Genomic DNA, 12,138 nt, shown 5'->3' with positions numbered 1-12,138 from the left:
GCTCAAACCAGTCAGGATTGTCGCGGATAGCAGTTGCCTTTGTTTTAGCTCAAATACATCCGGGAAGAAATGGGTAGCCATCGCGAGCCTTGCGTCCAAATATCGCCTGAATTCAAAGAAGACTTACGGGAGAGCCCTTCAACTGTTGAAACAATCTGGCGAACCAAAGTCGCGATAGCTTCACTTCAGAATCCCGAGTGCCTTGACAAGCTGTTCCGGCTGCACTTCTAAATAGCGCTGGAGGCTTGACAAATTTTTGTGACCTGATATCTCCATAATTACCCGCAGTGGCACCCCAGCATTGCTCAAGTTCGTCAGTGCTGTCCGCCTCATCGAATGTGTGGAAGCTCCCTTAATTCTTACCCGTTTGCAAGCTTCTTTAAAAATCAAGTCTGCCTGAGAGCGTGTCAAAGGCTTCGTACCCTCTCGCCCAGGAAACAAAAAACCCGCATCTGGATTGTAAGCCAATAAAAACTTAGCCAACATGGGATGTAGTGGCAGCGTTCGCGTTGCTGACTTGCCCTTAGTTGTCGCTTTCCGCAGCGTCACCACACCGCCAACAATGTCCTGAGTTGTTAAAGCTAACGCCTCTGAAATACGACAGGCACAATAAAAAGTCACAGCAAACAAAAGCCTATCCCTTGCTGTAACAAAACCCCGGTCGAACAGCCTAGATATTTCGGCGGGCGTCAAAATCTTAGCACGCCCGTTGCCTTGAACCTTCACGGCGCAGCCCTCCAAAATGGAAGCTCCCTTATTATTGGACGAAAGTGTCTTTTCGTCAAGTCTGCCGAAAAGCTTTTATCGCTTGATGGGCCACTTGCGGGGCGCTGCGCCGAGGATGCCTCCGCCCGCGTCCTTTATTGCAGTTAGATTGGCTTTTATTGCTACTCAACTGACTTAAATTATCAGGAAAGTTGATAATTGGCAAGGTGGCGATCGCATCTATGAGGTCTAGGAAGGTAACAGGTTTAATTGCCGCCATAACAGTACGCTCAAATAGAAGTGGCGCTTGTAATAATTTGATTATACTATTTTTTGATTCACTTTGCAAGTTGTTTTGCTAGTTTTGTTCCCCTTTAATAAAAAATTAGGATTTTATTGGAAAATCGCTTATTCTGGTCAAAAGAACTGCCCAAGCCTTACGAAGGCTTGGGCATTGTTATAAGTTTCGGAGGGTAAACGAGTACGCTGGTTGGTTGAGAAACTTTTCGTTCGCTGCTAGGACACTGAACGCGCACTTTCACCTAGTTCGGAAGTAGCAGATGCTAGAGTATTTGCAATCACCGCTTTGGGAGCAAGCTTGAGGATGATAGGCATCACAATTAGGGGAGAATTTTCCAGCCGATTTTTGATTTGAGCCTGCAACCATTCAATAGAGGAATCAGAGCCGTTAACTTTTTGCTTGAACCCCAGTTCTGGCGCAGCAGCTTTGATGGCGCTAGCAATTTTGCGAGCTTGCCTAAGTGAAATTAGTGAAGTATTAACGGCAGGAACTGAGGTTGTGCTTGCGCCTGAATGTGCGGCAAAATCAATTGGTTTTGCTGGTTTGTTTGGTGTTTTTTTGCCTGTGGTCTGATGGCGAGTGTGATGGGAGCTGGCTGGTTTCTCAATTTCAATTGTTGCTCCATTTACGGCACTGCCAATACCATCGGATGGTGTTGCGACTGTTGACACATTTACTTGGGTTCGATTGTCTGTGAGTTCTTCTTGGGCTGCTTCAGGTTTGTGCAGGAATACTGAGGCTAAGCAAAAGAGAGTGGTAAAAAGGAAAGGGGGAAATAGTACATCGTTGATAGTTTGGATAGTCATCTGAACAAAAAACTCCCAATCAAATTTTTCGCGGTAAGCATTGCTAACCTTTTTTAGATTGCAACAGTTGACAACATGGTGCAGCATGGCTACACGGGCTGAAGAACCGGATAATTAACTTCATCCTTTTGGATGATTAACTGAGGAGAAATCCACCTCCTCTGATAATTAATTCAAAGGCTCCGACCTGCTGTACGAGGATCTAAGCGGTTTCAGGAAAGCGAAAAGTTGTGTTTTCTTTCTTCGCGATCGCCTCGCGCGTGACGGGCGCCAATGCGAGGGGACAGTGGCGGGTGAGCGTTCAGTCGCCACAATTAGCACTTTCTGCGGAGAGTGGTTTCAGTAGCTCGCTTTGAAAGTAGGCCGGGTGCGGGAATTGTTAGTTCAGCTGTCTTCCACTCCGCGACGGTAGGCGCGGAGATAAAAGTAAATCAAAAATTAATCGGACATTACTGTCATTTCACCCTTGACATCCTCCCCACCCGTATACTTAGCACTGCGTGCCAAGGTCTTTGAGGGTGGGGATTCCTCGGAACTTTTGGATCGCTTCCGAGTTTTTACAGCCTCACGACTGTTACTTCCTGCTTCAAGGCACCCGCCGCCATCCTTAAAAGAAACTGGAAGAGCATGAGTATGGGGCGATCGGACAACTCTACTCTCCAACACGCGGTATCAATTTCTTGGTGCGAAACTTACTTTGGAATCCTCATGTCAGATTTCTGATAGTGCTGAATGCAACGAAGGAAGATAAGAATTCTGGTGGAGTGTAGTGTTTATTAGATTTCTTTAGAGAAGGATTTGAATCTGAGAAAAATGAGGATAATTTTTACAGTTGGAAAGTATCATCAGACGTGATTGGATACATCGACATCGAAATTCCGTTTGAGAATCTGCAATTGCTACGGGAATCAATCGAATGTTATGAAGTCCACAGCATTTCTGAAGCAGTCACTCTAGCCAAAAAATTAGCCAACCTTGCCCAGAAGGCGGAGTGGGCAACGCCGACAATATTCCCGCTGGTGGAGAACTTGCCCACGGTGTTCCCAGGTCAGCGGTACGGCCACCGGAGAGAAGGCAAAACGATCGCCGAAACTTGGATAAAAATCATCCACCGCATCAAGACGACGGGTGTGCTGCGACCGACAGGCTACGACGGACAGTGGCAAGAGCTGATCGATTTGATGGCTGTGGTCACAGAGGAACCGCCGGAGTTCTTTTTCCCGGAGCCCAACTATTTGCCGATGGATCGCCCCCTGGAAGACTACATCCCGCAGATTCTGGAAGATGCCCCATACCACGAGGGAATCAAGTACATTTACGGTCAACGGGTGCGGTCATGGTTTGGGCGTGACCAGATCGAAGAAGTTATCGCCAAACTGATTAACGAGATTGACACTGCCAGCGCTGTTATCAACCTCTGGGATTGTGGCGGCAACTTCAGCAGACGCGCTGATGGTTCCTCCGACCATCAGCACAGTTGGTAGCCCATGTCTCAATCACATCTGGGCGCGCGTCGTGGATGGTGAACTGTCGCTGACTGCTACATTCCGCAGCAATGATATATTTGCGGCGTGGCCGACGAATGGGATGGGGTTGCGCGCGTTGCAACACTACATCCGAGAAGCGATCGCTCATGAGATGTGCCGATTCCTCAATGATTCATGGCATCATTCACCAACGGCACATTTCTTTCTCGAAATCGCAATGTGAAAATGCTACCTGTACCTAATTTGCTCTGCACAGTCAGGCTACCGCCATGTGCTAAGGCTATAGCTTGCGCTATCGCTAATCCCAATCCCGAGCCGCCAGTAACGCGATCGCGTGAACTGTTAACTCGATAGAAACGGTCAAAAATTTGCCTTTGATCTTCTGCTGCAATCCCACACCCTGTATCTTGAACATGAATCACAACTAAATGGTCACTTTTCTCTAAAATAACATTTACGTTGCCACTAGGTGAAGTGTATTGAATCGCATTGACAATTAAATTAGAAACTAAGCGATAAAGCTGGTTAGAATCACCAATAACACTCAATGGCTGATGCACCCGCAACTCCGATGTTAGCGCTACCTCTCTTGCGATCGCCATTGCTGCTAATTCCTCTACTAAATCGCTAACCAGGTCATTCAAACAACACAATTGAGGGCGATAGGCTATCGGTTGATTATCCATGCGAGCCAGCAGCAGCAAATCAGCAACTAACTGAGTCAGTCGTCGGTTTTGGCGATCGATCGTCCGCAAAGTTTCCCGCGCCTCTTTTTCATCCAATTGAGGCGTCAACAGCGCTGATTCTACTGTAGCCTGCGAAGCAGCTAAAGGCGTTCGTAATTCGTGAGCGGCATCCGCTGTAAACTGTTGAATTCGTCGGTAGGAAGCATAAATCGGTTTCATTGCCAATCCTGCCATTAACCAACTAGAAAAGCCGACACAAATCAATGCTGTAGGCAATCCTAATTTCAAAACCCATTTTACTGTACGGAGATAATCATTAAAGTCTTGTAGGCTTCGCCCCACTTGAAAATATCCCCAAGTTTGCTGGCTTTTAGTGTGCAGTTCTACAGAAATTTGGTGATAAACGTTGCCTTTAGTATCAGTTATTGTTTGGCAGTGTTTGGAGCTAAATAATGGTGATAATTCGGCTGGATAAGCGCCTGCTGTAGCAATTAATTTTCCGGAATAATCAAATAAACGAATATAGTAGTAGCCTTGGTTAATACCGCTTACAATATTGTGGGGTGGCAACTGTTTTTTAATGCTGTTAACTCCAATTAGGCGGAGGTTGGGCAAAAGTTCGTTTACTATTGGCTCTAAACGTCCAGCCTGCTGCAATTCGAGGTCTAGGCTGTCGTGTAGCGTCCCCGCGACCGATTTTAATTCGCGGTCTAGGGCTACCCAGTAAGCGTGGGCGATCGCCCTATATACGCCAAATCCCAACAAGCTTAAAATCAAACCTATTACTGCTGCATAGGAAATGGCTAATTTCCAGCGAGTCCGGTTAAATAGTTTATTTTGATTCATTTTTCATAACTTAATAATAGGTAATTGGTCAGACCTTAGATATTTCAACGTAATTCTGTCATTTTAAGTCTAGCGAAGAATCTCACAAGTTCTTCCTACACTGCCTTGCCTTTGACTCATGACAGACACAATAGCTTCCTGTAGGACTATTGGTAAATAACAGGGGTTCTGAACAATACCCACCCTACTTTAATTTCTCATCCGGTATATTACGCCCTGTAAAGTTTCAATTAAATTCGCGCCGCCAACCGACTCAAGTTTGCGCCGCAGCAAGCGCACTTGAGCTGCTACCACATTGCTAAAGGTATTTGCACTAACCTTCAATAGCTGATTCCAAATTAGGTCAGTGTTGACAATTTGGTTCGGATGTTTTATAAAGTATTCGCTCAGTAGAAACTCTTTGTTTATTAGAGCAATTATCTGGCTTTTGCTACTTATGGCGAAATGACATACAGTTCGATTTCCGCAGTTCACAACCAGATTTTCTACCTGTAGCTTGTACGAGTGAATTTGGGGCGATCGCCTTTGCAAAGCCCCAAATTTGGTTAACAGTTCTGCCATTCCGAACAGCTTCACTAAATAATTATCAGCTCCCGCATCCAGTCCAGCTACTTTGTTTTCTACGAGGTCTTTTGCCGTTAGCATCAACACAGGCAAATTACTATTGCAAGTCCGCAATTTACGCAGCAGTTCTAAACCCGATTTTCCAGGCAGTAACCAGTCGAAGATTGCCAGTGTATATGGTTGTTTTGGTTCTCTAGATAATTCTCAACCTGGGTGCTATCTAAAACCCAATCAACAATATATTTTCCGGGTTCAATGTTGGCTTAATCGCTCCACCTCAAACTAGCTCATATTCAACTAGCAGAACTTTCATAATCAAGGACAGTATGATAGTGTGTCTGCCACAAAAATATTCCTCTTAATAGACAGGAATTCGAGCTAGACCCATTGGAAATTCTCCATTAACCCCAACAGATTTAGCAGAAATTCGGTATAGCCAAGCGTTAGAAACACCTCTTATTTTTACATTGTTCAAAACAAGTTTAAGCTTGGATTCTGACGTAAGAGGTTGAGAAATTTTTATTATAATTTGATTGTCTCCCATAGAAAAATCAGCATTAACTTTTCCTTTCACGTCGTCTGTTAAAGTGATATTGTTACTGGCTATTAACCCCTGTGGAACATCAATAATCAGATGAGAAACAGGACTACGGCTTTGAGGAATATGCAACCTAATCGTATGCCGAACAATCCTTGCCCGAGTTTGAGGAAATTGTACAGCTCCATGGATATGAGGAGTAGATCCTATGTTGGCACTGGCATAGTCAGCAGCAATGGGAACTGTGAGAGCCAAAGCTACAGCAGACAAACAGATTAGTCTTTTCATTATTTCACTCCTGTATGACAACCGATTGATTTCGTTAATCAAGCCTCAGACTCCTTAGTAAAAGACTCTGTTAGTATCTAAATTGACATATTAAAATGAAATCAGGATGAAATTTTTGACCTTTTAAGCACATTTATCCAGAAATCAGATTTTTTAAAGAAACTATTCATTCTTGTTGTGGTAAGTTGCTACTGCCGAGGGTGCGATAGGATAAGATCGAGAATAATGTGTATCAAGATATTTTTTATACTCACAACACAACATTTTCTTGAGCAAGAGGATCAGGATAACTCGGATTGCCAGTTTCTACTTGGAGCGTAGTGTACTCAATACCAAAAAGGTCGTGCAGCTCTTGATTTACCTGCACTAAAAAAGCATCACCGGTATAAGCTTTAGGCATCACCAAGTGAGCTGTGAGGGCTGTCTCAGTTGTACTCATTTCCCAAATATGAAGGTCGTGAACACCAGTTACGCCAGAGAGTCCAGCTAAATAAGTGCGGACTGCAAGGGGTTCAATGCTTGCTGGTACGGCATCTGTTATTAACCCTTTTCTGTCACTTTCGGCAAAAAATAATCTGGAAGGCTTATAGCATAAGACTTTTACCAAAAATCTTGATTTCAGCCATTCTGTTAGAAAATAAACGCTCAAATGCTCGCTATATCTACAGTTAAAAATTTGGCTCTTATTTTTATTTTCCCAGAGTGACAGAAGAGGGTTAAGTTGAGGGATTCTTGGAACCATTGCCAAGTCCCTAAAACAATAACAACAACAATAATCAAGCTTATAATAGGGTCAAACCAAAGCCAGCCAGTTGCCACAATAGCGATGTTAGCCAGCACCGCACCCAAAGATACTGCTGCATCAGCAATCAGGTGGAGGAACGCACCTCTGATGTTCAAGGCATTATGACGATCGGCCATAAACATTAAGGCACTTCCCGATTAATAGCGATTCCTACGGCTGCAACGCCAATAATTGTATCGCCTGATATTGAGCTTGGTTCTGAAAAACGTTGAATAGCTTCCCAAGCGATCGCCCCTGAAACTACCAGCAGGAGAATAGCGTTCAACAGAGCTGCCAAAATGGAAGAACGACGCAGCCCATAGGTACGGCGTGCTGTCCATAGGTACGGCGTGCTGTCGGTCGCCGACGGGCAAGAATGGTTGCTCCCCCAGCCAGTAGCAGACCTAAAACATCACTCAAATTGTGACCTGCATCGGCAAGTAGGGCAAGGGCATTGGCAAGAATGCCATAAAATGCCTCAATGATGACAAACCCCGTGTTGAGTGCGATGCTGATGGCAAAGGCACGGTTGTAATTACCACCACCGTGGTCGTGTCGGTGTCCTCCGTGACTGTGATTGTGAGACATGATCACTACCCTTAAAGCTTGTTTTTCTTGCCCTACCCAACAGGAAAAATTTACTGCTTAAAACTAAAGCGACCGTCTACTTTTTTCCCGCCAATGTCCGAAGTAATTTTCACCTGGTACTGACCCGCTGCCTTTCCAGGAAGCAAAGCCGTGTAGTGTTTTTCTTTAGCTTCATAGGCCATGGGAAGTGTCTTTTGACTACCATCAGGTAGCTGAATTTGAGCCGTTACTTTAGCATTAGAGATTTCTTCCTTATTGTCTTCTTTTAGAATATGGAAATCTAAACGAGTTCCATTATCTTCATTTTCCGAGACAAACTCTAAGTGATAGGGAGCTGACTCGACAACTTGAGCGCCTTTGTGAGACGCATCGGTATGGTTAGATATCTCTTTTTTTGCTGCTCCATCGGACGACTTGGACTCAGCGGACTGGGTATCTGAAGTGGCGCTTGGGTTGCTGTTCCCACAAGCTCCCAAGAAAAGCAGACCCACACTTCCTAGAACAATCAAGCCTGATTTAAAAACATTCATGTGCTTTACTCCTTGCATTCAATGATTAGTAATTCTAACAAACTTTACATCATATTTATCTTCCATACTCCACTAAAAATTAATGCCAATCTTTAGATTAATTAATCTGTGCGAAACTCAGCTACACCTATGGGAATCTCTGTGTCACTACCAACGGCTTTAGCTGAAAATCGGTACATAGAAGTAGAATCAAGAATGGGTTGTTTAACTTTGTTAAAATTAATATTAATCCTGCTGCCAGGGGCGACGGGTTCAAGGAAGTCTAATATAATATTTTTGCCCTTGACAGAAACATTAATGCTAATTTTCTTACCCTTGTGTTCCAGCACCTCAATATCATTACTCACAGCGACATTGGGTGGAGTGGCAATAATTATCTGGGTAACAGGGTTGCTGTTTTCAGGAAAGTGTAATACGAAAGTTTGTTTGACAAGCCGCCAGCGAGTGGGGGAAGAGTACACGTCTCCGTCAACATTGAAAAGCCTACTCTCATCTGTCTCGAAACTTGCATAGCTAGGAGCCATTAAAACTGTACTAGCTAAAGTCAATGCAACTGCCTTAATTAGTATTTTCTTCATCTTAATTTTTTTGGACATAAACGAATGAGAAAATCTGAACAATATACCGCGAAAATCAGTTCTCAAAAACGGCTTGAACTACCTTTCCGTTGTCAGAAACGGGCGGTGTTTGTTTAGGCACTAAGAATCTGCCAAACTTGGCGTACAACGCGGGTAACACTAACAGCGTTAATGCTGTAGAAGTAAACAATCCGCCTAAAACTACTACTGACAAAGGTTGCAGGATTTCTTTTCCCGCCCCGCCTTCTAATGCTAAAGGTGCTAAACCTAAAGCTGAAGTTGAAGCGGTCATCAAAATAGCATTCAGCCGTTCCATCGAGCCTTTAATAATTGCTTCCTTAAAAGGCATTCCCTCTGCCAATTTAGTGTTGTAGTTATCTACTAAAAGCAAGCCGTTGCGGGTGGCAACGCCAAATAAAGTCACAAAGCCAACTAAAGAAGCTACAGAGATGATGCCACCAGTCAAAGCTACCGCGATTACTCCTCCCACTAATCCGAGTGGCAAATTAATCATAATCATAGCAGTTGAAGGAATTGACTTGACCGAAATGTACATCAATACTGTAATTACAAGAAAAGAGATCGCACTAAATATCATAATATTTTGCGAAGCTCTTTGTTCGGCTTCAAATTGACCGCCGTACTGGATAAAATAGCCAAAAGGCAACTCTACCTCTCGTTTGACTTTAGCTTGAATTTCATTCACAACTGCTCGCAAATCCCTACCTTTAGCATTAGCCGCTGCTACAATTAAGCGAGAAACATTCTCGCGGTTAATCGTATTTGGCCCCGTACCGTATTTTACAGTAGCAACTTGGGCTAGGGGAATTTTATTACCGCTTGGAGTATCAACCAACAAATTCTGAATAGTTTCTAAGTTATTTCGGGCTTCAGGCTGCAACCAAACAACTAAGTCAAAAGTTTGCTGCGCCTCCAAAACTTGAGAAACAACTTTGCCGTTTAAAGCTGTCTCAATTATTTCAGAAAGCTCTCCGATTTTCAAACCGTATCTACCCGCAGCTTGGCGGTCAAACTTAATTTGAATTTGTTGCACTGGCACCTGGGGTTCGAGTTGCAAATCCACAATTCCTTCAACAGTTTTCATTTGCTCTCCAACTTGGGCACCGAGGCTGCGAAGCTGATCCAAATCCGGGCCAAAGATTTTGACAGCAATCTGACTTCTGACACCAGATAAAACCTCATCCATCCGGTGAGAAATAAAACCGCCGATATTTGGTGCAACTCCCGGCAATTTAGCAAATTCCTGCCGCAGCGCCTCCAAAGTTTTCGGTCTATTTTTCATGCCCTCCTCGCTCAAACCGATATCGATGTGAGCTAAATTGACTCCCGCAGCATCAGCATCTCCCGGAGCTCTGCCCGATCGCACTTGCACGTATTCAAACCTGCTATCATCCTTAAGTGCATCTTCAATAGCAAAAGCCGCGCTATCTGTTGTCTCCAAAGATACACCCGGATAAAGCTGAATAGTATTTACCAAAGTTTGCTCCTGAAACTCCGGCAAAAACACCCGTCCAAAGGATGGCAAAATAATTAATGCCGCCACCATACTAGCAGCAGCAAAAGCTAAAATAATCGCCGAATAACGCATTGATATCCTGATACAAGAATGATAAATATGCTTGCAAAATCTCGGCAACCAAGGTTCTTTACCACTCATACGTTTGTTGGGCAATAAAATAGCGCAAAGGGCCGGAGATATTAACAGCGATTCCAGACTAGAAATCACAACAACTACCAAATAAGTAATCCCCATCGGCGTAAAAACTCGACCTTCTATACCGGGTAAAGTAAAAATAGGAGAAAACACCACAATCCCAATAACAGTCGCTCCAATTAACGAATCGCGCACCTCCTGACTGCCATCAAAAATCACATCCATCACAGGACGCGGATGAAGAGAAGACGTATTTTCTCTCAAATTGCGGTAGGTATTTTCGGCATAGACGATCGCATCGTCGATCGCAGTGCCGATCGCCACCGACAAACCCCCCAAAGTCATCGTATTTAATCCCAGCCCCAGCCAATTCATCGCCAGAAGCGCCAACAGCCAAGTCAGAAAGAAATCCAGCAAAACAACCGCCAGAGTGCGCCAATTCATCAAAAATGGGATGAGAATAAGGGTGACGATAATACTGCCTTCAACTAAAGCCGATCGCACATTTTCCACCGAGGAATTAATATATTCTTCCTGTCGGAAAGTCACAGTAACTTTAATATCTTTTGGCAGAGCTTCCTTCACCTCAGCCATTGCTGCCTCAACCGCTTTCGTTACCGCTGGAGTATCAGCAACTGGCTGTCTGTTTACCATCACAATCACAGCTTTTTTGCCGTTAAAGCTGCCGTCGCCCCGCTTGATTGCAGCACCAACCTTGACATCAGCGACATCAGCAATTCTGACGACTGTTCCTTGCCGAGAGGCGATCGCAGATTGCTGCAAATCTTCCACAGACTCAATTCGCCCCACCCCCCGGATTAAAGTTTCTCGATCCGGTGTAATTAAATACCCCCCCGGCGCGTTAACATTCGCAGCCGCTGTCGCTTCGGCAACTTGCTGCAACGACACATTAAAAGCTTTTAACTTGGCAGGTTCTACTAATACTTGATATTGCTTCTGATCGCCGCCATAAGCCACGACTTGGGCAACGCCAGTCACGCCTAAAAGGCGGTTTGTGACTTGCCAGTCAACCAGACGGCGCACTTCCATCAAAGGAGTAGTTTCCGAGGTAAAAGCATAGGTAATCACCAGACCGACAGGTGAAGTTGTCGGAGAGATTTGCGGTGTTTCTACCCCAGTCGGGAGTTTGCTTTGAGCTTGCTGTAACCGTTCTGTTATCAACTGGCGCGCTTGATAAATGTCAGTTTGCCAATCAAAGATTACCTTAACGGCAGAAAGACCCACAGCGGAAGACGATCGCACTGCTGTTACTCCAGGAGTTCCGTTAATTGCACTTTCGATCGGTAGTGTTACTAAAGACTCGATTTCTTCCGGCGCGAGTCCCGGTGCTTCCGTCTGAATTTCGACTTGCGGGGGTGCAAAAGGAGGGAAGACATCCAGCGACATTTGGGGAATGATAGAAAATGTCCAAAGACTAATAATAATGGTAGCGAGAACGACTAGCCAGCGGCGGTTAATTACCCATCTAAGAATTGTGCTGAACATTTTATTAGCTTTGAGTTAATAGATACATACTTCTGCCCATTAAATTGCTATATTTAAGCAATTGTTTACTTCAAACTCTTGACTTCTCCCTCTTGAGTTTTAACGTGATGGTTGTCATTGTGTAACAGCAGTTCATTCTCCAACGCTGGTGCAGAGGCGGAAAAACTATTGTTTCGGGTATTGTTTCCAGAATCCGCTGCTATTGCTGGCAATTTGCGCCGATTTCCCCACAACACGCCGGCTGTGAAAGTCAGGG

The 12,138-nt window shown here is 44.5% G+C and carries 15 protein-coding genes; 1 reads left to right on the top strand and 14 read right to left on the bottom strand.

Annotated elements, in window-relative coordinates; translation table 11 throughout:
• Nucleotides 1–180: 180 nt before the first annotated feature.
• From QUA23_RS09005 to QUA23_RS08995, 3 genes are all read right to left on the bottom strand, one after another.
• Nucleotides 181–726, bottom strand: a complete 546-nt coding sequence (locus QUA23_RS09005) for a tyrosine-type recombinase/integrase (protein ID WP_015211723.1) — start codon at nucleotides 724–726, stop codon at nucleotides 181–183.
• A gap of 55 nt (nucleotides 727–781) precedes the next feature.
• Nucleotides 782–985 carry a hypothetical protein gene (locus tag QUA23_RS09000; protein ID WP_333075331.1) on the bottom strand — a complete coding sequence of 68 codons (204 nt, stop codon included), beginning with the start codon at nucleotides 983–985 and terminating at the stop codon, nucleotides 782–784.
• 236 nt (nucleotides 986–1,221) lie between these two features.
• Nucleotides 1,222–1,812, bottom strand: coding sequence for a hypothetical protein (locus tag QUA23_RS08995; RefSeq protein ID WP_333075329.1), 591 nt, complete (start codon nucleotides 1,810–1,812; stop codon nucleotides 1,222–1,224).
• Nucleotides 1,813–2,663: 851 nt separating this feature from the next.
• Between QUA23_RS08995 and QUA23_RS08990 the strand changes: the two genes are divergently transcribed.
• Nucleotides 2,664–3,296 carry a hypothetical protein gene (locus QUA23_RS08990; RefSeq protein WP_333075328.1) on the top strand — a complete coding sequence of 211 codons (633 nt, stop codon included), beginning with the start codon at nucleotides 2,664–2,666 and terminating at the stop codon, nucleotides 3,294–3,296.
• 167 nt (nucleotides 3,297–3,463) lie between these two features.
• On the opposite strand, the gene rppB is transcribed toward QUA23_RS08990, so the two are convergent.
• The 11 genes from rppB to QUA23_RS08935 form a co-directional block, all read right to left on the bottom strand.
• Nucleotides 3,464–4,831, bottom strand: a complete 1,368-nt coding sequence (gene rppB / locus QUA23_RS08985; RefSeq protein WP_333075326.1) for a two-component system sensor histidine kinase RppB — start codon at nucleotides 4,829–4,831, stop codon at nucleotides 3,464–3,466.
• A gap of 189 nt (nucleotides 4,832–5,020) precedes the next feature.
• On the bottom strand, nucleotides 5,021–5,521 hold the full coding sequence (locus QUA23_RS08980) for a response regulator transcription factor (protein WP_333075488.1): 501 nt from the start codon (nucleotides 5,519–5,521) through the stop codon (nucleotides 5,021–5,023).
• A gap of 232 nt (nucleotides 5,522–5,753) precedes the next feature.
• Complete coding sequence (locus QUA23_RS08975) at nucleotides 5,754–6,221, bottom strand: hypothetical protein (protein ID WP_333075325.1); 468 nt, start codon at nucleotides 6,219–6,221, stop codon at nucleotides 5,754–5,756.
• A gap of 250 nt (nucleotides 6,222–6,471) precedes the next feature.
• Complete coding sequence (locus QUA23_RS08970; protein ID WP_333093855.1) at nucleotides 6,472–6,828, bottom strand: cation transporter dimerization domain-containing protein; 357 nt, start codon at nucleotides 6,826–6,828, stop codon at nucleotides 6,472–6,474.
• 38 nt (nucleotides 6,829–6,866) lie between these two features.
• Nucleotides 6,867–7,148, bottom strand: a complete 282-nt coding sequence (locus tag QUA23_RS08965) for a cation transporter (protein ID WP_333075487.1) — start codon at nucleotides 7,146–7,148, stop codon at nucleotides 6,867–6,869.
• Nucleotides 7,148–7,291, bottom strand: coding sequence for a hypothetical protein (locus QUA23_RS08960; protein WP_333075485.1), 144 nt, complete (start codon nucleotides 7,289–7,291; stop codon nucleotides 7,148–7,150). Before QUA23_RS08960 ends, QUA23_RS08965 begins: the two co-directional genes overlap by 1 nt.
• Nucleotides 7,288–7,593: a cation transporter gene (locus QUA23_RS08955; RefSeq protein ID WP_333075483.1), complete on the bottom strand. Its 306-nt coding sequence runs from the start codon at nucleotides 7,591–7,593 to the stop codon at nucleotides 7,288–7,290. The genes QUA23_RS08960 and QUA23_RS08955 overlap by 4 nt, the downstream gene beginning before the upstream one ends.
• Nucleotides 7,594–7,643: 50 nt before the next feature.
• A complete protein-coding gene (locus QUA23_RS08950) occupies nucleotides 7,644–8,123 on the bottom strand; it encodes a hypothetical protein (RefSeq protein WP_333075482.1) in 480 nt (159 codons plus the stop codon).
• A 101-nt stretch (nucleotides 8,124–8,224) separates the two neighbouring features.
• On the bottom strand, nucleotides 8,225–8,701 hold the full coding sequence (locus QUA23_RS08945) for a DUF2808 domain-containing protein (RefSeq protein WP_333075481.1): 477 nt from the start codon (nucleotides 8,699–8,701) through the stop codon (nucleotides 8,225–8,227).
• 55 nt (nucleotides 8,702–8,756) lie between these two features.
• Complete coding sequence (locus tag QUA23_RS08940) at nucleotides 8,757–11,882, bottom strand: efflux RND transporter permease subunit (RefSeq protein WP_333075479.1); 3,126 nt, start codon at nucleotides 11,880–11,882, stop codon at nucleotides 8,757–8,759.
• 65 nt (nucleotides 11,883–11,947) lie between these two features.
• On the bottom strand, nucleotides 11,948–12,138 hold a 191-nt coding region (locus QUA23_RS08935; RefSeq protein WP_333110347.1), incomplete at its 5' end, for a hypothetical protein.

The organism is Microcoleus sp. Pol1C5, assembly GCF_036701115.1.
Taxonomy (GTDB): domain Bacteria; phylum Cyanobacteriota; class Cyanobacteriia; order Cyanobacteriales; family Microcoleaceae; genus Microcoleus.
Note: the sequence above shows the minus strand (reverse complement) of the source record. Positions and strands in the feature narration are given on the sequence as shown.

Excerpts from the sequence above, each read along its gene's own strand:
- QUA23_RS08975 (WP_333075325.1), bottom strand. The coding sequence starts at position 6,221 with ATGAAAAGACTAATCTGTTTGTCTGCTGTAGCTTTGGCTCTCACAGTT.
- QUA23_RS08995 (WP_333075329.1), bottom strand. The coding sequence starts at position 1,812 with ATGACTATCCAAACTATCAACGATGTACTATTTCCCCCTTTCCTTTTT.
- QUA23_RS08945 (WP_333075481.1), bottom strand. The coding sequence starts at position 8,701 with ATGAAGAAAATACTAATTAAGGCAGTTGCATTGACTTTAGCTAGTACA.
- QUA23_RS08955 (WP_333075483.1), bottom strand. The coding sequence starts at position 7,593 with ATGTCTCACAATCACAGTCACGGAGGACACCGACACGACCACGGTGGT.
- QUA23_RS08965 (WP_333075487.1), bottom strand. The coding sequence starts at position 7,148 with ATGTTTATGGCCGATCGTCATAATGCCTTGAACATCAGAGGTGCGTTC.
- QUA23_RS09000 (WP_333075331.1), bottom strand. The coding sequence starts at position 985 with ATGGCGGCAATTAAACCTGTTACCTTCCTAGACCTCATAGATGCGATC.
- QUA23_RS08940 (WP_333075479.1), bottom strand. The coding sequence starts at position 11,882 with ATGTTCAGCACAATTCTTAGATGGGTAATTAACCGCCGCTGGCTAGTC.
- rppB (WP_333075326.1), bottom strand. The coding sequence starts at position 4,831 with ATGAATCAAAATAAACTATTTAACCGGACTCGCTGGAAATTAGCCATT.
- QUA23_RS08950 (WP_333075482.1), bottom strand. The coding sequence starts at position 8,123 with ATGAATGTTTTTAAATCAGGCTTGATTGTTCTAGGAAGTGTGGGTCTG.